The sequence below is a fragment of the Mycobacterium adipatum genome, assembly GCF_001644575.1.
GTDB lineage: Bacteria > Actinomycetota > Actinomycetes > Mycobacteriales > Mycobacteriaceae > Mycobacterium > Mycobacterium adipatum.
The window spans coordinates 1,043,561-1,062,578 of record NZ_CP015596.1 but is presented as its reverse complement, the minus strand read 5'-3'; the positions used below and the strand labels follow the sequence as shown (position 1 = coordinate 1,062,578).

The following is a 19,018-nucleotide window of genomic DNA, read 5'->3' as shown; positions in this document are numbered from 1 at the left end:
GCCCCGTATGCTGCCCGCGTGACCGACACCCCGGATTACGTGCCCCTGAGCCTCAAGACCCAGGCGACACGTTTCATCATCACCGGCGGTCTGTCGGCGATTGTGGACTTCGGGCTGTACGTGCTGTTGCTCACCCTCGGGCTGCACGTCAACGTGGCCAAGACCCTCAGCTTCGTCGCCGGTACCACCACCGCGTACCTGATCAACCGGCGGTGGACCTTCCAGGCCGCGCCCAGCAGGGCCCGGTTCATCGCGGTGATGGCGCTCTATGCGCTCACCTATGCCGTGCAGGTGGGTATCAATTACCTGTTCTACCTGCAGTTCGCCGGCAAGTCGTGGCAGGTCCCGGTGGCGTTCGTCATCGCACAGGGCACCGCGACGGTGATCAACTTCGTGGTGCAGCGGGCCGTGATATTCCGGTTGCGCTGACCATGGGCGGTAACCTTTGGCACTGATATGCCTACCGACCTCCCCCTCACGCCCCGATCCCTCACCGGGTTCGGCCAGACTGCGCCCAGCGTGGCGCAGGTGCTGTCCACCCCCGATGTCGAGGTGATCGCTGCCGCAGTCCGGCAGGTGGCCGACGCCTCGGCGGCCAGTCCGTCCTACCTGCGCCGCGGCATCGTGGCCCGCGGCCTGGGCCGGTCCTACGGGGACCATGCCTGCAACGGCGGCGGCATCGTCGTCGACATGACCCGACTCAACCGCATCCATTCGCTGTCCTCGGAGACCGCGATCGCCGATGTGGACGCCGGGGTCAGCCTGGACCAGTTGATGAAGACGGCGCTGCCATTCGGGCTCTGGGTGCCGGTACTGCCGGGCACCCGGCAGGTGACCGTCGGTGGCGCCATCGGCTCGGACATCCACGGCAAGAATCACCACAGCGCCGGAAGCTTCGGCAATCACGTGCTGTCACTGGACCTGCTGATGGCCGACGGGCAGGTGCGCACCCTCACGCCTGACGGCGCGGACAGCGAGTTGTACTGGGCCACGATCGGCGGAAACGGCCTGACCGGCATCGTGATCCGCGCCCGGATCGCCATGACCCGCACCGAGACGGCGTATTTCATCGCCGACGGTATCGCCACGGCCGACCTCGACGAGACCATTGCCGTGCACACCGACGGCAGCGAGGACAACTTCACCTACTCCAGCGCGTGGTTCGACCTCATCAGCCCGCCGCCGAAGCTGGGCCGCGCCGCCGTCAGCCGGGGTAGCCTGGCCAAGCTGGATCAACTGCCCGCCAAGCTTGCCAAGAACCCGCTGAAATTCGATGCGCCGCAACTGTTGAAGGTCCCAGACATCTTTCCGGTCAGCGCGATGAACAAGTTGTCCTTCACCGCCATCGGCGAGGTCTACTACCGCCTCGGCGGCACCTACAGCGGCAAGATCATGAACCTGTCGCAGTTCTACCACATGCTCGACCTGGTCAGCGGCTGGAACAATGCCTACGGCCCAAAGGGTTTTGCTCAGCACCAGTTCCTGGTTCCGCCGGATGCTCTCGACGAGTTCAAGGCCATCATCCGCTGGATCCAGACCAGTGGCCAGTACTCGGCGCTGAACGTGTTCAAGCTTTTCGGCCCCGGCAACAAGGCCCCGCTGAGCTTCCCGATGGCCGGCTGGAACGTCGCGATGGACTTCCCCATCAAGGCCGGTGTCAACGAGTTCCTCAACGAGCTCGATGATCGCGCAATGGAATTCGGTGGCCGGGTGTACACCGCCAAGGACTCCCGGGTCAGCGCGGAAAAGTTCCACCGGATGTATCCGCGCATCGACGAATGGATCGCCACCCGCCGCAAGGCCGACCCGGACGGCGTGTTCGCCTCCGATATGGCCCGTCGTCTTGAACTGCTCTAGCCTCGAATTGCTGTAGAAAGGCAACCCCGCGAACATGATCGACGCCACCGGTAACCCGCAGACCATCCTGCTGCTGGGCGGAACGTCCGAGATCGCCCTGGCCATCGCCGAGCGGTACCTGCGCAACGCAAAGGCCCGGATCATCCTGGCCGACCTGCCCGGTGCGCCCAAGAAGGACGCCGCCATCGCGCAGCTGCAGGCCGCCGGCGCCAAGGAGGTCCAGTACCTCGATTTTGACGCGCTCGACCCGGCATCGCATCCCGCCGTCATCGAATCCGCCTGGGCCGATGGCGATGTCGACGTGGCAGTGGTGGCCTTCGGAGTGCTCGGTGACGCCGAGGAGCTGTGGCAGAACCAGGCCAAGGCCGTGCTGACCGCGCAGATCAACTACGTCGCGGCGGTCTCGGTCGGCGTGCTGATCGGTGAGAAGCTGCGCGCCCAGGGCTTCGGGCAGATCATCGCGATGTCCTCGGTGGCCGGGGAGCGGGTGCGCCGCTCGAACTTTGTGTACGGCTCGACCAAGGCCGGCCTCGACGGCTTCTACCTCGGTCTCGGGGAGGCGTTGCGGGAGTTCGGGGTCAATGTGCTGGTGATCCGCCCTGGGCAGGTGCGCACCACCACCACGCTGGAGCACTGGAAGGCCACCGGCGCCAAGGAGGCGCCCTTCACCGTCGACAAGGAGGACGTCGCCGAACTGGCGGTCACCTCGGCGGCCAAGGGCAAGGACCTGGTGTGGGCGCCGGGGCAGGTGCGGGTGCTGATGTCGGTGCTGCGGCACATCCCGCGGCCGATCTTCCGCAAGCTGCCCTTCTGATGCGCACGAGTCTGGCCGTCACCGGCCAGATGGTGGCCGCGGTCGCCACGGCGGCAGTGCTGACCGTTGTCGCCCTGCTGGCGATCGCCCGCGTGGAATGGCCCGCCTACAACTCGTCCAACCAGCTGCATGCGCTCACCACCGTCGGCCAGTTCGCCTGTCTGGCAGGTATTTTCGCCGCCGGCGCACTGTGGCGGCACGGACGGCGAGTGTTGGCACGCATCGCGTCGGTGGTGTTCCTTTCGGCGTTCTCGGTGGTCACCCTGGCGATGCCGCTCGGCGCCACCCGGCTCTACCTGTTCGGCATCTCGGTGGACCAGCAGTTCCGTACCGAGTACCTGACCAGGCTGACCGACAGCCCGGCGCTGCACGATATGACCTACATCGGCCTGCCGCCGTTCTACCCCGCGGGCTGGTTCTGGATCGGCGGCCGGCTCGCCGATCTGACCGGCATGCCGGCCTGGGAGATGTTCAAGCCGTGGGCCATCATCTCGATCACCGCCGCGATCGCGGTCGCACTGGTGCTGTGGTCGGCGATGCTGCGTTTCGAGATCGCGCTCGCGGTGTCCACCGCCACCGCGGCGGTGACGCTGGCCTACACGTCGGCCGAGCCGTACGCCGCGGTGATCACGGTGCTGCTGCCGCCGATCTTCGTGCTGGCGTGGTCGGGGCTCAAGAGATCCGGTGCGTGGGGCGCGATCGTCGGCGTGGGGCTCTTCCTCGGCGTGGCCGCCCTGTTCTACACCCTGCTGCTCGGCTATGCCGCGTTCACCGTCACCCTGATGGCGCTGCTGCTGGCCGTCTCGCGGCGCAGCATCGCGCCGCTGCTGCGCCTGGCGGTCATGGGCGTCATCGCCGGCGCGCTGGCGCTGCTCACCTGGGGCCCCTACCTGCTGGCCGCCGCCCGCGGCGAACCGGCCGACAGCGGCACCGCCCAGCACTACCTGCCGATCGACGGCGCCGAGCTGACCTTCCCGATGCTGGACTTCACCCTGCTCGGCGCGCTGTGCATGCTGGGCACCGTGTGGCTGGTGGTGCACGCCCGCAGCGGCACCAGAGCCGGGGCGTTGACCGTCGCGGTGCTGGCCGTCTACGCCTGGTCGCTGCTGTCCATGCTGACCACCCTGGTCGGCACCACGCTGCTGTCCTTCCGCCTGCAGCCCACCCTGTCGGTGCTGTTGGCCGCCGCGGGCACTTTCGGGTTCATCTGGGTGGTCCAGGCCGTGATGGCCCGCTACCAGCACCCGGGCCGGCACATCTTCGCGGTCGCCGCGACCATCGGCGCCGTCGGCGCGGTCACCTTCAGCCAGGACATCCCCGATGTGCTGCACACCGATATCACCGTCGCCTACACCGACACCGACGGCTACGGGGAGCGCGCCGACCGGCGTCCACCCGGCGCCGAGCAGTACTACCGGGCACTCGACGAGCGCATCCTGGCGGTGACCGGCGTGCCGCGCACCGAGACGGTCGTGCTGACCGCGGACTACAGCTTCCTGTCCTTCTACCCGTACTACGGCTTCCAGGGCCTCACCTCGCACTACGCAAACCCGTTGGCGCAGTTCGAGGCCCGCTCGGCAGCCATCGAGAGCTGGGCGCTGCTGACCACGCCCGACCAGTTCGTCACCGCCCTGGACCAGCTGCCCTGGCAGGCCCCGACGGTGTTCCTGATGCGCCGCGGCGGACCGGACAGCTACACGCTGCGACTGGCCGCCGATGTGTACCCGAATCAGCCCAACGTCAAGCGCTATCAGGTCGAGTTGAATGCCGCGCTGTTCGACGATCCGCGCTGGGATGTGTCCACCGAAGGACCGTTCGTGCTGGCCATCCGTAAACCGCAGGCCGGTGGTTGATGGCCGGACAACTAGCATCTAGCTCCGTGAACGACGCGCCGGCCAATCACCGCACCACCCGACTGGTCGCTGTGGTGGCCGGTCTGCTGGGCACCATCCTGGCCCTCGCCACCCCGTTCCTGCCCGTCACCGAGACCACCGCGACCCTGAACTGGCCGCAGAACGGGCGCCTCGACAGCGTCGACGCACCGCTGATCGGCTATGTGGCCACCGACCTGAACATCACCATCCCGTGCAGCGCGGCCGCGGAACTCACCGGTGCGCGCAACGTGCTGCTGTCCACCGTGCCCAAGCAGGCGCCCAAGGCCGTCGACCGCGGACTGCTCATCGAACGGGTCAACGACGAACTGCTGGTCATCGTCCGCAACACCCCGGTGGTCAGCGCCCCGCTGAGTGAAGTGCTCAGCCCCGAATGCCGGGAACTGACCTTCACCGCGCACGCCGACAAGGTGACCGGCGAGTTCGTCGGGCTCACGGCGGGGCCCGATGACGAAAATCCCGGCGAACCGCTGCGCGGTGAACGCGGTGGCTACGACTTCCGCCCACAGATCGTCGGCGTGTACACCGACCTGGCCGGCCCGGCGCCGCCCGGCCTGGAACTCTCCGCGACCATCGACACCCGGTACAGCAGCTCTCCGACCCTTCTCAAGACGCTGGTGATGGTGCTCGGTGTGGTGATGACGATCGCATCGCTGGCCGCCCTGCACCGACTCGACGTCGCCGACGGCATGCGGCACCGCCGTTTCCTGCCGCAGCGCTGGTGGTCGATGACCAAGCTCGACGCCCTGGTGACCGCGCTGCTGGTGTGGTGGCATTTCGTCGGCGCCAACACCGCCGACGACGGCTACATCCTGACGATGGCTCGGGTCTCCGAGCACGCCGGCTACATGGCCAACTACTACCGCTGGTTCGGCACCCCGGAAGCGCCGTTCGGCTGGTATTACGACCTGCTCGCGCTGTGGGCCCAGGTCTCCACGGCCAGCATCTGGGTGCGGCTGCCGACCCTGGTGATGGGTTTGGCGTGCTGGTGGGTCATCAGCCGCGAGGTCATCCCGCGACTCGGGGCGGCGGTCAAGCGCAGCCGCCCCGCCGCGTGGACCGCGGCCGCGATGTTCCTGGCGTTCTGGCTGCCGCTCAACAACGGGCTGCGGCCCGAGCCGATCATCGCCGTCGGCATCCTGCTGACCTGGTGCTCGGTGGAGCGCGGGGTGGCGACCAGCCGGCTGCTGCCGGTCGCGGTGGCCATCATCATCGGCGCGCTGACGCTGTTCTCCGGGCCCACCGGCATCGCCGCGATCGGCGCCCTGCTGGTCGCCATCGGCCCGTTGAGAACCATTGTGGCCGCCCATGTTTCACGCTTCGGCTACGCCGCACTGCTGGCGCCCATCGCCGCCGCGGGCACCGTCACCATCTTCTTGATCTTCCGGGACCAGACGTTGGTCGGCGAGCTGCAGGCCAGCTCGTTCAAGTCGACCATCGGGCCCAGCCTGGCCTGGTTCGACGAGCACATCCGCTACTCGCGCCTGTTCACCACCAGTCCCGACGGCTCGGTGGCCCGGCGTTTCGCGGTGCTGACACTGCTACTGGCGGTGGCCATCTCGGTCGCGGTGACGCTGCGCAAGGGGCGCATCCCGGGGACCGCGATCGGCCCGGCCCAGCGGATGATCGGCATCACCATCATCTCGTTCCTGTCGCTGATGTTCACCCCGACCAAGTGGACGCACCACTTCGGAGTGTTCGCCGGCCTGGCGGGCTCGATCGGCGCGCTGGCCGCGGTGGCCATCGCCGCGGCGGCGATGAAGTCCAAGCGCAACCGCACCATCGTGACCGCGGTGATCCTGTTCGTGACGGCGCTGTCGTTCGCCACCGTCAACGGGTGGTGGTACGTATCCAACTTCGGCGTGCCCTGGTCGAACGCGTTCCCGGAGTGGCATTTCGGCTTCACCACCATGCTGCTGGGACTCTCGGTGCTGGCCCTGCTGGTGGCGGCCTGGCTACATTTCGCCGGCCGCGACTCGGGGGACCGACCGTGGAGCCGCTTCACCGGCGCGCCGCTGGCGGTGGTGACCTGGGCGGTGGTGCTCTTCGAGGTGATCTCACTGACACTCGCGGTCACCGCGCAATACCCGGCCTGGTCGGTGGGGCGCTCCAACCTGGATGCGTTGCGCGGCAAGACCTGTGGACTGGCCACCGATGTGATGGTCGAACAGGATCCCAACGTCGGCATGCTGACCCCGATCGATGTGCCGGTCGGCGCCGCGCTCGGCGCCGGCACCGCACAGAACTTCCGTCCGGACGGGATACCGTCGGACATCTCGGCGGACTCGGTGTCCGAGCAGCCCGGCTCCAGTAACTTCGCCGATTCCGAGAACAGCGACGAGACCGGCAGCGAACCCGGGACCGAGGGCGGCACGACCGCGGCGGCCGGCGTGAACGGGTCGCAGGCGCGGCTGCCCTACAACCTCGACCCGGCCCGCACCCCCGTGCTGGGCAGCTGGCGTGCCGGTGCGCAGCAGCCCGCCACCCTGCGCTCGGCCTGGTATCGGCTGCCGCCGAGCGGGCAGCGCGGTCCGCTGCTGGTGGTGGCGGCGGCCGGGCGTTTCGATGCCGGTGAGGTGCTGGTGCAGTGGGCCACCGAGGAGCAGGCGGCCGACGGAAAGCCGGGCGGAACCATCGGTTTCGCCGATGTCGGCGCGGTGCCCGCCTGGCGTAACCTGCGCGCCCCGATGTCCGCGATCCCCGAAGCGGCCACCCGGGTGCGGCTGGTCGCCACCGATGACGATCTGGCACCCCAGCACTGGATCGCGGTCACCCCGCCCCGCATCCCGCAGCTGCGCAGCCTGCAGGACGTCGTGGGATCGACCGATCCGGTCATGCTGGATTGGCTTGTGGGGCTGGCGTTCCCATGCCAGCGGCCGTTCTTCCACCGGTACGGCGTGACCGAGGTGCCCAAGTGGCGCATCCTGCCCGACCGGTTCGGCGCCGAGGCCAACTCGCCGGTGATGGACTACCTGGGCGGTGGACCGCTGGGCATCACCGAGCTGCTGCTGCGCGCCATCCCGGTGCCGACGTACCTGCAGGGCGACTGGTTCCGCGACTGGGGTTCGCTGCAGCAACTCCGGCAGTTCTATCCGAACGCCAAACCCGCCGAACTGGAACTCGGCACCGCGACCCGCAGTGGGCTGTGGAGCCCGGCGCCGCTACGGCCCAGCTAGCGGCTTAGCTACCAGGTTTCAGCCGCGTGGCACCGTTGGCCCTCTCGACTGACACCAGGTACGGATCAGGGCGTCCGGACGTACCTCATGTCAGCCGGGCGGGAAGATCAACGACGAAGACTGAAATGAGGTAGACCCGCCTAATCGGCTAGCGGCGCCCGGCCAGGATCGCCTCGATATTGCGCTCCGCCAGCGCGGTGATCGACATGAACGGGTTGCAGCCGATGTAGCCGGGGATCAGCGACGCATCGTTGACGTAAAGCTTGTCGTGACCGTTGACCCGCCCGAACAGATCCGTCGCCGCACCCCGTACGCAACCGCCCAGCGGGTGCACGGTGTTGGGTGCGAACACCTTTCCCTCGAAGAGGTCATCCCGGTAGTCGACACCGTTGGCGCCGGTGACCCGGTCGAACACCATCCGCGCACGCTCGATGAGATGGTCGGTGTGGCTCTGCGGCCAGTCGATACCGATGGTGTCCGACTGGCGGTCATAGCTGATCACCGCCCGATCGCCGGTGCGCACCATCGCGTAGTAGCCCAACGCGTTCGTCTCCACCGGCAACGGCAACGAGAACATGCTGGCGTACACCGGATTATCGGGATCGCCGCGGCCGTCCAGGTTGATCATGCCCAACAGTGACTGCTGGGTGCCCACCGGCTCGGCGGTGTTGTGCGAGACCATGATGTCGCCGTTGTTGCCGTACCCGTTGCCGATCTCGTCGTGCAGATTGGCCAAGTCCCCGGTCTCGCGGGCGCGCAGCAGCAGGTGTGTCGTGCCCAACACCCCGGCGGCCAGATAGAGTTGCTCACAACCGATCTCGTCACGGCCGACTTCCTTGCCCCAGCGGTCGATCTCGCGGGTGGACACCACGTACTCGCCCGAAGATTCCTGGCGGATCCCGGTCACCTCGGTCAGCGGCCGCAGCGCGACCTTCCCGGTCTTGAGCGCGGCGGCCACATAGGTTTGATCGACGCTGCCGAGCCGCCCGTGGTTGTTGCCGTACTGGCACTCCCAGTCCAGCGCCGACCGCGGCACCTCCCCGGCGGCCTCGCGCATCATGTAATCGAAGGAGTAGGCGCTGCCGTTGATGTCGACGCCATAACCGGCGGTCTCGGCGTAGCGCCGCCCGACCCGGGCGTACTGGAACCACGGCGTCTCTTCGAACCAGCCCGGATCACGGTAGCTGATCTGCAGCGCGGTCCTGGCGCGCTCGACATAGGTGCCCAGGAACTCGTTCGGGTCGATATCCGGGAACGCCGCCCGCACCTGCTCGGGGGTCGGTATCGCCGCGATGGCCGCATTGACCATCGAACCGCCCCCGACCGCGATCCCGCGGAACACATCGTGGGCGCCGTAGGTCACCTTGTCGCAGATCCCGGCCTGGATCGGCTGGGCCCCCGGATTCTGCGCCGCCACCGCGTTCACCGAGATCCCGCGGAAGGACGGCACCAGGCTCGGCGGGACATCGCGGAACCAGCCCGCACGGGTGTCGGCCGGCAACATCTTGGTGAAGCGTGTGCCGTCCTCGTCGGGGGTGTCCCACAGCCGTCCACGTTCCAGGATCAGGGTGTCCACCCCCGCCTCGCCCAGGCGCAACGCGCTCACCCCGCCGCCGTAACCGCTGCCGACGACGATGGCCTGGTGAAACGCCCGGGACTCGGGTCGCCCCGACGAACAGGCAGCCACCCCGAAGGCACCGGCTGCGGCACCGGCCGCGGCACCGAGGAATCGCCGTCGTGTCAGCTCGATCTTGGGCACCCGTTCACCAACCTCACAGCAAAATCCTCATTCGTTACGGCTCCGTGTTTGCACTGCTCGCACAACCAGGTTAAATAGGCACCAGGAACTTGTTCGCTCCATCCCCCGCAAGGATACGAAGTGACTGACGCACAGACCGGCAGAACGCCCACGTGGCGGCCTGTAAAGCGGTATCTGTGGATGCTCGGTGCGATCGTTCCGGGGATGGTGGGATTGGCCTGGTTGCTGGTTCACCTGACCGGCCAGCAGGTGTTCTGGTGGGTCGGCCCGATGCTGGCATTCGTCGTGATTCCGGTGCTTGACCAGCTAATTGGCGCAGACGACACTTCGGCCTCCGGGGACATTGCCGAAGATCTGGAAAACGACCCGTTCTACCGTTGGGTCAACTATCTTTACCTGCCCAACCAGTACCTTTCGCTGATCTTCGCGTGCTGGCTGTTCAGCGGCGGCGGCTGGCTGACGATGTCCACCGTCGACAAGATCGGCTTGATGGTGACCGTCGGAATTGTCGGCGGAATCGCGATCAATGCCGCACACGAATTGGGCCACCGGCGCGCAAGTGCCGAAAAACGACTCAGCAAGATCGCTCTCGCGCAAACTGGATATGGTCATTTCTTCGTCGAACACAATCGCGGGCACCATCTGCGGGTGGCGACGCCCGAGGATCCCGCCAGCGCGCGCCTGGACGAGAGCGTCTATCACTTCATCCCGCGGTCCGTGCTGGGCGGGCTGCGCTCGGCGTGGCACCTGGAAAGCGTGCGGCTGGCTCAGGCCGGCCGATCGCGCTGGAGTCTGCACAACGACATCCTCAACGCCTGGTTGCTGTCGGCGGCCATCTTCGCCGGGCTGGTCGCCTGGTTCGGCGCCGTCATCATCCCGTGGCTCATCGGGCAGGCGATCATCGGCGTCTGCCTGCTGGAGACGGTGAACTACCTCGAGCATTACGGCCTGCGCCGGCAGCGCCTGGCCGACGGCCGCTACGAGCGGGTCGGTCAGCGGCACAGCTGGAACAGCGACACCCTGATCGCCAACGTGTTCCTGTACCACCTGCAGCGGCACTCCGACCATCACGCCAACCCGCAGAAGCGCTACCAGACCCTGCAGCACTCCGATCAGGCACCGCAGCTGCCCACCGGGTACGGCAGCATGCTGGTGCTGGCCTGGTGCCCGCCGCTGTGGCGCCGGGTGATGAATCCCCGGGTGTTGGCGCACTACGGCGGCGATATCCGGCTGGCGGCGCTGCGACCCGTTCGGCGCTAGAGCGGGTCGTCCGGCGGTGCCGGCCCGGATGTCGCTTACCCTTGAGCCTCGTGCCCGATAGGACAGTCCGCCTGCTCGCCGTCATCACGGGCCTCGTTGGGTTCCTGCTCTGTGCGCTTGCCCCGCTGCTCCCGGTGCGGCAGAGCACCGCGACGATCCAATGGCCGCAGGCCGCCAACGCCGACGGCTACGCCGGTGACGTGACCGCGCCGCTGGTCTCCGGTGCGCCCAAGTCACTGGCCGTGACCATCCCGTGCCGGGCGGTGGCCAGCCTGCCCGCCGAGGGCGGCCTGGTGTTCTCCACCATCCCGGCGGACGGTATCGATGCCGGGCGCAACGGCCTGTTCGTCAACGCCAACGCCGACGTCGTCTACGTCGCGTTCCGCAACACCGTCGCCGCCGTCGCGCCACGCGCTGCCGTCGATTCCGGCGCGTGCAGTGAACTGCGTATCTGGGCCGATGTCGGCGCGGTCGGCGCGGACTTCGTCGGCATCCCCGGCGCCACCGGCACTCTCGGTCTCGACAAGCGCCCACAGGTGGCGGGCCTGTTCACCGACCTGCGCGTCGCACCGGATGCCGGCCTGAACGCCCGCGTGGACGTCGACACCCGCTTCATCACATCGCCGACCGTGCTCAAGACCGCGGTGATGGTGCTCGGGGTTGCCGCCGTGCTGGCCTCGATCCTCGCGCTGGCCTGGCTGGACCGCGCCGCCGGCCGGCGCGCGCCGCCCGGCGGCAGGCGCCGCCCGCCCCTGGCGGTCTGGATCGCCGACGTCGGGGTGCTGGGTGGGTTGCTGGCCTGGCATATCGTCGGGCCGCCGTCATCGGATGACGGCTACAACCTGACGATCGCGAGGGTGTCCGGCGATGCCGGGTACTTCACCAACTACTTCCGCTATTTCGGGGCGCCGGAAGCGCCGTTCGACTGGTACCAGAGCGTGCTCGCCCAGCTGGCGTCGATCAGCACCGCCGGGGTCTGGATGCGGCTGCCCGCCACCGCCGCCGCGATCGGCACCTGGCTGCTGCTGAGCCACGTCGTGCTGCCGCGACTGGGCACCCGGCTGGCCCGCAACCGGGCGGCCGTATGGACGGCGGCTGCGGTCTTCCTGGCGGCCTGGCTGCCGTTCAACAACGGTCTGCGCCCGGAACCGCTCATCGCCTTCGGCGTCGTGCTGATCTGGGTGCTGGTCGAATGGTCGGTCGGCCGGCGCTGGTTGTGGCCGACGGCGGCCGCGATCGTCGTCGCCGCGTTCTGCATCACGTTGGCTCCGCAGGGCCTCATCGCCCTCGCGCCCCTGCTGGTCGGTGCCCGCACGATCACCCGGGTCATCGCCGAGCGTCGCCCCCAACTCGGCCTGGCCGCCCAGCTGGCCCCGCTGGCCGCGGCCGCCTCGCTGATCTTCGTCATCGTCTTCCGCGATCAGACGCTGGCCTCGGTCGCCGAGTCGGCGCGCATCAAATACGTGGTCGGCCCGACGATCCCCTGGTACCAGGAATTCCTGCGGTACTACTTCCTGACCGTGGAGGACAGCGTCGACGGATCGCTGACCCGTCGGTTCGCGGTGCTGATCCTGCTGCTGTGCCTGTTCGGCCTGCTGATGGTGATGCTGCGCCGGGGCACCGTGCCCGGCGCGATGAACGGCCCGGTGTGGCGGTTGATCGGCAGTACCGGTATCGGGCTGCTGCTGCTGACGTTCACCCCGACGAAATGGGCCATCCAGTTCGGCGCATTCGCCGGTCTGGCCGGCGCCCTGGGCGGGGTGACGGCCTTCGCACTGGCCCGGGTCGGATTGCACAGCAGGCGCAATCTCGCGCTGTACGTCACCGCGCTGCTGTTCGTGCTGGCGTGGGCCACCTCGGGCCTCAACGGCTGGTTCTACACCGGCAACTACGGGGTGCCGTGGTTCGACAAGCAGCCCGTCATCGTCGGCTTCCCGGTGACCACCATCTTCTTGGTGCTGGCGATCGCCGGCGGCCTGCTGACGGCCTGGCTGCACTTCCGCATCGACTACGCCGGGCACACCGAGGTTGCCGACACCGGCCGCAACCGGGCGCTGGCGTCCACCCCGCTGTTGATCGTCGCGGTCATCATGGTCGTGCTCGAGCTCGGCTCGATGCTCAAGGCCACCGCGAGCCGCTACCCCGTGTACACCACCGGGTCGGCCAGCCTGTCCGCGCTGCGGTCCGGGCTGGGCGCTGACAGCTGCGCGATGGCCGATGCTGTGCTCGTCGAAGCCGACCCCAATGCCGGCCTGCTGCAACCGGTTCCGGGTCAACGCTACGGTGAGTACGGCCCGCTCGGTGGGGAAAAGCCCGTCGGGTTCACCCCCAACGGCGTCAGCGACACCCTGGAGCCCGCCGAACCGGTGGCCGCCAACCCGGGCACCCCGAACTCCGACGGCCCCGTCGACAAACCCAATATCGGGGTCGGCTACGCCGCGGGCACCGGGGGCGGCTACGGCCCCGAGGGGGTGAACGGCTCACGGGTGTACCTACCGTTCGGGCTGGACCCGCAGCGCACGCCGGTGATGGGCAGTTTCGACGAGAACACCGTTGCCGCCAAGGCGACGTCGGCCTGGTACCAACTGCCCCCACGCAGCCCGGACCGGCCGCTGGTGACCGTCGCCGCGGTGGGTGCCATCTGGTTCTACGAGGAGGACGGCTCCTTCAACTACGGGCAGTCCCTGAAACTGCAGTGGGGGGTGCACCGCCCGGACGGCAGCTACCAGGCGCTGGCGGAGGTGCAGCCGATCGACATCTTCCAGCAGAAGGCTTGGCGCAACCTGCGTTTCCCGCTCGCGTGGGCGCCGCCGGAGGCCAATGTGGCCCGGATCGTGGCCGATGACCCGAACCTGTCCGAGGATCAGTGGTTCGGGTTCACGCCGCCGCGGGTGCCGGTGCTGCAGACCGCGCAGCAGTACCTCGGCGCACAAACCCCGGTACTGATGGACATCGCGACCGCGGCCAACTTCCCCTGCCAGCGACCGTTCACCGAACACCTCGGTGTCGCCGAACTGCCCGATTACCGGATCATCCCGAACTTCAAGCAGATGGTGGTTTCGTCGAATCAGTGGCAGTCCGCCGACGACGGCGGGCCGTTCCTGTTCATCCAGGCGTTGCTGCGCACCTCGACCATCCCGACCTATCTGCGCGACGACTGGTATCGGGACTGGGGTTCGATCGAACGGTACATCCGGGTGGTGCCACGCGATATCGCGCCCGACGCAGTCATCGAAGAAGGGACCGAAAACGTGTTCGGCTGGAGTCGCGGCGGACCGATCAGGGCCCTCCCGTGAACGCGATGAGTGATGTGAAGATCGCCCGCTGGGTCGCCATCATCGCCGGCCTGCTCGGCTTCGTGATGGCGGTCGCGGTGCCACTGCTGCCGGTCACTCAGACCACCGCGACGTTGAATTGGCCGCAGGCGGGCCAGCTCTCGAATGTCACGGCACCGCTGATCTCCCAGGCACCGGTGAGTTTGACCGCCACGGTGCCCTGCTCGGTGATCCGGGACATGCCCGCCGACGGGGGCCTGGTGATGGGCACCGCACCCGCCGAGGGCAGAGACGCCGCATTGAACGCGATGCTGGTCAACGTCACCGAGCCGAGCGCGGGCAGCCCGGCCCGGGTCGATGTCATCGTCCGCAATGTGGTGGTGGCCAGCGTCGAACGCGACCGCATGGACCGTTGTTCGCAGATCGAGATCACCTCCGACCATGACGGCACCTACGCCGAGTTCGTCGGGCTGACCAAACCGGACGGCAGCCCGCAGCGCTCCGGGTTCCCGGACCCGAACCTGCGCCCGGCGGTGGTCGGCGTGTTCACCGACCTGACCGGCCCCGCACCCCAGGGGTTGTCACTGTCGGCAGATATCGACACCAGGTTCACCACGCACCCGACGGCAGTCAAACTCACCGCGATCGTGCTGGCGATCCTGTCGACGGTCATCGCGGTGCTGGCGCTGTGGCGTCTGGACCGCCTCGACGGCCGTCGCATGCACCGGCTGATTCCCACCCGCTGGAAGACGGCGACCCCGGTCGACGGTGTCGTGGTGGGCGGTTTCGCGCTCTGGTATGTCCTGGGCACCAACTCATCCGACGACGGCTACATCCTGCAGATGGCCCGGGTCGCCGATCACGGCGGCTACATGGCCAACTACTTCCGCTGGTTCGGCAGCCCCGAGGACCCCTTCGGCTGGTACTACAACGTGCTGGCGCTGATGACCCGGGTGAGCGACGCCAGCATCTGGATCCGGCTGCCCGATCTGATCTGCGCGCTGGTGTGCTGGCTGCTGTTGTCCCGCGAGGTCCTGCCCCGGCTCGGGCCCGCCGTGGTCGCCAGCCGTCCCGCGCTGTGGGCGGCGGGCCTGGTGCTGCTCGGCGCCTGGATGCCGTTCAACAACGGGCTGCGGCCCGAGGGTCAGATCGCCACCGGCGCGCTGATCACCTACGTGCTGATCGAGCGCGCGGTCAGCTCCGGGCGGCTCACACCGGCGGCGCTGGCCATCATCTCGGCCGCCTTCACCCTCGGCATCCAGCCCACCGGCCTGATCGCGGTGGCCGCACTGGTGGCCGGCGGCCGGCCCATCCTGCGGATCATCATGCGCCGTCGCGCCCAGGTGGGCACGCTCGCGCTGCTGGCCCCGCTGCTGGCCGCCGGCACCGTCATCCTGGCGGTGGTGTTCGCCGACCAGACTCTGGCGACGGTGCTGGAGGCCACCCGGATTCGCACCGCGATCGGCCCCAGCCAGGAGTGGTACACCGAGAACCTGCGCTACTACTACCTGGTGCTGCCGACCGTCGACGGCGCCATCTCGCGTCGGTTCGCCTTCCTGTTCACCGCGATGTGCATGTTCCCCGCACTGTTCATGATGTTGCGCCGCAAGCGGATCGCCGGGATCGCCCGCGGACCCGCGTGGCGGCTGATGGGCATCATCTTCGCGACGATCTTCTTCCTGATGTTCACCCCCACCAAGTGGATTCACCACTTCGGACTCTTCGCGGCGGTAGCGGGCGCGATGGCCGCGCTGGCCACGGTGATGGTGTCGCCGGCGGTGCTGCGGTCGGCCCGCAACCGGATGGCGTTCCTGTCGCTGGTGTTCTTCGTGCTGGCACTGTGCTTCGCCTCGGTCAACGGGTGGTGGTACGTGTCGAACTTCGGCGTGCCGTTCAATAATTCGGTGCCCAAGCTGGGTCCGGTGACGGTCAGCACCGTGTTCTTCGCGCTCTTCGCGATCGCCGCACTGTGGGCGTTCTGGTTACACGTGTCGGGCCGGCAGGGCTCACGCGTCGTCGACCGACTCACCGCCGCACCGATCCCGATCGCCGCCGGCTTCATGGTGGTGGTGTTCGTGGCGTCCATGAGCATCGGTGTGGTACGTCAATACCCGACCTACTCCAACGGCTGGGCCAACATTCGCGCCTTCGCCGGTGGCTGCGGCATGGCCGATGACGTCCTGGTCGAACCGGATTCCAACGCCGGCTTCCTGCGGCCACTGCCCGGCGACTACGGTCCGCTGGGGCCGCTGGGCGGAGCCGCGGCGCCCGGGTTCTCCCCGAACGGGGTACCCGACCGGATCATCGCCGAGGCCATCCGCCTGAACAATCCGCAGCCCGGCACCGATTACGACTGGAACCGCCCGATCCGGCTGCCGCGGCCCGGAGTCAACGGGTCCCGGGTGCCCCTGCCGTACGGGCTCGACCCGGCACGGGTGCCGGTGGCCGGAACGTATTCGACCGGGGCGCAACAAGAGAGCCGGCTCACCTCGGCCTGGTACGAGCTACCCGCGGCCGATGACGCGCACCCGCTGATCACCATCACCGCGGCGGGCACGATCTCCGGGATGAGCGTCGCCGACGGTGAAACCACCGGGCAGACAGTGGAACTCGAATACGCGGTCGCCGGTCCGGACGGCTCCCCGCAGCCCGCAGGCCGGGTGCGCCCCTACGACATCGGTCCGACACCGTCGTGGCGCAACCTGCGTTACCCGCGCGAGCAGGTCCCGGCCGACGCGGTGGCCGTCCGGGTCGTCGCCGAGGATCTGTCGCTGGGCCAAGGTGATTGGATCGCGGTGACCCCGCCCCGGGTCCCCGAGGTGCGTTCGGTGCAGGAGTACGTCGGCTCGCGCCAACCCGTGCTGCTGGACTGGGCGGTCGGCCTGGCCTTCCCGTGCCAGCAACCGATGCTGCACGCAAACGGCGTCACCGAGATCCCGAAGTTCCGCATCTCACCGGACTACTTCGCCAAACTGCAGAGCACCGACACCTGGCAGAACGGCCTGGAAGGCGGCCTGCTGGGGATCACCGATCTGCTGCTGCGGGCCTCGGTGATGTCGACCTATCTGTCCGAGGACTGGGGCCAGGATTGGGGTTCGCTGCGCCGATTCGACACCATCGTCGACGCCGAGCCCGCCCAGATCGACTTGGGCAGCTCCACCCACTCCGGGTTGTACTCGCCCGGCGAGATCCGCATCGGACCCTGACATGCGCCTCGGGAACGCCGTCCTGACCCGGGTGGTGGAGACCTCGTTCGAGCCGGGTGTCGAGATGTTCGGCCACACGCCGGAGCGGGCGTGGTCGGACCATGCCGACCTGCTGGTGCCCACGTTCGTCAACCCGGACACCCGGCGATGGCGGGTGGCCATCCAGACCTGGGTCATCGATGTGGACGGGCTGCGGGTGCTGATCGACACCGGGGTGGGCAATGGCCGGGAGCGTCCGGCCATCCCGGTGCTGCACCACCTCGACACCGGCTTCCTCCAGGCGCTCACCGCCGCCGGCGTCAGCCCCGACAGTGTCGATGTGGTGCTCAACACCCACCTGCACAGCGATCACGTCGGCTGGAACACGATGGCCTCCGGCGGCGCCTGGGTGCCCACCTTTCCCAACGCGCGTTATCTGCTGCCGGAGGCCGATTTCCGGTATTTCTGCCCCGACGGTCCGGGTTGCGATGACGCGGCACGCCTGGTGTTCGACGACAGCGTGGCGCCGGTGCTGGAGGCCGGACAGGTCGAATTGTTCAGCGGCGAGCACCAGTTGAGCGATTCGGTGTGGTTGCGGCCCGCGGCCGGACACACACCGGGCTCATCGGTGCTGTGGCTGGATGCCGGTAGGCCCGCGGTGTTCGTGGGCGATCTGACCCACTGCCCCATCCAGATCCCGCGGCCGTCGGATCCGTGCGCCTTCGACGTCGATGCCGCGGCCGCCGCGGCGACCCGCAAGCGGGTGTTCACCGAGGCCGCCCGCCGCCGTGCCGCCGTCATCCCGGCGCACTATCCCGGCCACGGCGGGGCCACCCTGGTCGCTCGCGGGGATGCGTTCCAGGTCGACGGCTGGCTGGAGCTCGAACCGATCTAGGGCTTGACGTAGACGACCCGACTGCCCAGCACGATGTCCTGTACCGACCGCCGGTGCGCGTCGACAGCCACCCACAGCAGACCCACCGGGAACAGCACACAGGCCACCGCGCGGATCAGGGCGCGGGCCGGTGCGATCCGGGCGCCGTGACGACCGGTCACCCGCAACCCCATGGTGACCGCACCCACGGTGCAGCCCGAGACCGACCAGCAAGCCGTCAGGTAGAGCACCGCGACACCGAACATCACCGCCGTGGAGAACACCACCCCCACGGTCGGGAAGCTGAACGATGACGGGTGCAGCATCAGCCGAACCAGGATGAGACCGACATACAACCCGGCCAGCACCACACCGACGAACACCAGGTCGATGACGGCCGCCACCCCGCGGCTGACGATGCCGGCGACCCGTCGCGCGGCGGGCGCGTTCACCGCTGGTCCCGTTCCCGCCCGAGCAGCCGGTCGACGAATCCCGACACCAGATCGTCGCCGCGCTCACCCTGGGTGCGCACGTCGGTCATCACCTCGGCGGTCACCGAGTCGGTGGACTGCCTGATGATCGCGGGCAGGTCGATCCCGTCCACCACCTCATTGGCCAGGCCGATGAGGTCGAGACGTTGACGGGCCAGGGTGTTCAGGTCGAGTTCGTCGAGAATGACCTCGATGCCGGCGGCCAACACCCGCTCACCGCGGGCCTGCAACTCCACCCGGGTGCGCCGCAGCCAGGAGCCCAGCACCGGCAGCCCCTCGGCACCCCGGTAGAGCACGGCGACACCGTCCGCGACGCCGGCGACGGCCCCGAGTGCCACGGTGACCGCAGGCGGCAACGCCTTGTCCGACATCGTTGCATCGTAGTGGGCTGCCGGGGGTGCTGGTCGCCCGCTTCGCAGGAAGGTTCGGAGCGCC

General features: G+C 68.4%; 12 protein-coding genes. 9 read left to right on the top strand and 3 right to left on the bottom strand.

Features of this window, described 5'->3' with window-relative positions; all coding sequences use genetic code 11:
• Positions 1–18: 18 nt before the first annotated feature.
• From A7U43_RS04875 to A7U43_RS04855, 5 genes are read left to right on the top strand one after another with little or no spacing between them, the layout of a single operon-like run.
• Complete coding sequence (locus A7U43_RS04875) at positions 19–429, top strand: GtrA family protein (RefSeq protein ID WP_068001932.1); 411 nt, start codon at positions 19–21, stop codon at positions 427–429.
• 27 nt (positions 430–456) lie between these two features.
• Positions 457–1,857 carry an FAD-binding oxidoreductase gene (locus tag A7U43_RS04870; protein ID WP_067991791.1) on the top strand — a complete coding sequence of 467 codons (1,401 nt, stop codon included), beginning with the start codon at positions 457–459 and terminating at the stop codon, positions 1,855–1,857.
• Positions 1,858–1,891: 34 nt separating this feature from the next.
• Positions 1,892–2,671, top strand: a complete 780-nt coding sequence (locus A7U43_RS04865) for a decaprenylphospho-beta-D-erythro-pentofuranosid-2-ulose 2-reductase (protein WP_067991789.1) — start codon at positions 1,892–1,894, stop codon at positions 2,669–2,671.
• Positions 2,671–4,524 (top strand): galactan 5-O-arabinofuranosyltransferase, encoded by a 1,854-nt coding sequence (locus A7U43_RS04860; RefSeq protein WP_067991784.1) that lies wholly within the window; start codon positions 2,671–2,673, stop codon positions 4,522–4,524. Before A7U43_RS04865 ends, A7U43_RS04860 begins: the two co-directional genes overlap by 1 nt.
• Positions 4,524–7,739, top strand: a complete 3,216-nt coding sequence (locus A7U43_RS04855) for an arabinosyltransferase domain-containing protein (protein WP_067991781.1) — start codon at positions 4,524–4,526, stop codon at positions 7,737–7,739. Before A7U43_RS04860 ends, A7U43_RS04855 begins: the two co-directional genes overlap by 1 nt.
• Before the next feature lie 148 nt (positions 7,740–7,887).
• Here A7U43_RS04855 and A7U43_RS04850 read toward each other — a convergent pair whose 3' ends face one another.
• Positions 7,888–9,498, bottom strand: coding sequence for a GMC oxidoreductase (locus A7U43_RS04850; protein WP_156525845.1), 1,611 nt, complete (start codon positions 9,496–9,498; stop codon positions 7,888–7,890).
• Positions 9,499–9,678: 180 nt separating this feature from the next.
• Between A7U43_RS04850 and A7U43_RS04845 the strand changes: the two genes are divergently transcribed.
• Genes A7U43_RS04845 through A7U43_RS04830 form a run of 4 tightly spaced genes read left to right on the top strand, consistent with a single transcriptional unit; the run spans position 9,679 to position 18,113 of the window.
• Positions 9,679–10,758: an alkane 1-monooxygenase gene (locus A7U43_RS04845; protein WP_082902021.1), complete on the top strand. Its 1,080-nt coding sequence runs from the start codon at positions 9,679–9,681 to the stop codon at positions 10,756–10,758.
• A 50-nt stretch (positions 10,759–10,808) separates the two neighbouring features.
• Positions 10,809–14,054 carry an arabinosyltransferase domain-containing protein gene (locus A7U43_RS04840; protein ID WP_067991774.1) on the top strand — a complete coding sequence of 1,082 codons (3,246 nt, stop codon included), beginning with the start codon at positions 10,809–10,811 and terminating at the stop codon, positions 14,052–14,054.
• A gap of 5 nt (positions 14,055–14,059) precedes the next feature.
• On the top strand, positions 14,060–17,239 hold the full coding sequence (locus A7U43_RS04835) for an arabinosyltransferase domain-containing protein (RefSeq protein WP_068001926.1): 3,180 nt from the start codon (positions 14,060–14,062) through the stop codon (positions 17,237–17,239).
• A gap of 1 nt (position 17,240) precedes the next feature.
• Entirely contained in the window at positions 17,241–18,113 is an 873-nt protein-coding gene (locus A7U43_RS04830) for an MBL fold metallo-hydrolase (protein ID WP_067991769.1), read from the top strand.
• On the opposite strand, the gene A7U43_RS04825 is transcribed toward A7U43_RS04830, so the two are convergent.
• Together A7U43_RS04825 and A7U43_RS04820 are read right to left on the bottom strand one after the other, a co-directional pair.
• Positions 18,110–18,544 (bottom strand): RDD family protein, encoded by a 435-nt coding sequence (locus tag A7U43_RS04825; protein WP_067991766.1) that lies wholly within the window; start codon positions 18,542–18,544, stop codon positions 18,110–18,112. The two genes, A7U43_RS04830 and A7U43_RS04825, sit on opposite strands and share 4 nt — an antisense overlap.
• Positions 18,541–18,954: a hypothetical protein gene (locus A7U43_RS04820; protein WP_067991763.1), complete on the bottom strand. Its 414-nt coding sequence runs from the start codon at positions 18,952–18,954 to the stop codon at positions 18,541–18,543. Before A7U43_RS04820 ends, A7U43_RS04825 begins: the two co-directional genes overlap by 4 nt.
• Positions 18,955–19,018 lie beyond the last annotated feature (64 nt).

Coding starts and splice junctions, on each gene's coding strand:
- A7U43_RS04835 (WP_068001926.1), top strand. CDS start 14,060: ATGAGTGATGTGAAGATCGCCCGCTGGGTCGCCATCATCGCCGGCCTG.
- A7U43_RS04845 (WP_082902021.1), top strand. CDS start 9,679: ATGCTCGGTGCGATCGTTCCGGGGATGGTGGGATTGGCCTGGTTGCTG.
- A7U43_RS04860 (WP_067991784.1), top strand. CDS start 2,671: ATGCGCACGAGTCTGGCCGTCACCGGCCAGATGGTGGCCGCGGTCGCC.
- A7U43_RS04855 (WP_067991781.1), top strand. CDS start 4,524: ATGGCCGGACAACTAGCATCTAGCTCCGTGAACGACGCGCCGGCCAAT.
- A7U43_RS04865 (WP_067991789.1), top strand. CDS start 1,892: ATGATCGACGCCACCGGTAACCCGCAGACCATCCTGCTGCTGGGCGGA.
- A7U43_RS04870 (WP_067991791.1), top strand. CDS start 457: ATGCCTACCGACCTCCCCCTCACGCCCCGATCCCTCACCGGGTTCGGC.
- A7U43_RS04820 (WP_067991763.1), bottom strand. CDS start 18,954: ATGTCGGACAAGGCGTTGCCGCCTGCGGTCACCGTGGCACTCGGGGCC.
- A7U43_RS04830 (WP_067991769.1), top strand. CDS start 17,241: ATGCGCCTCGGGAACGCCGTCCTGACCCGGGTGGTGGAGACCTCGTTC.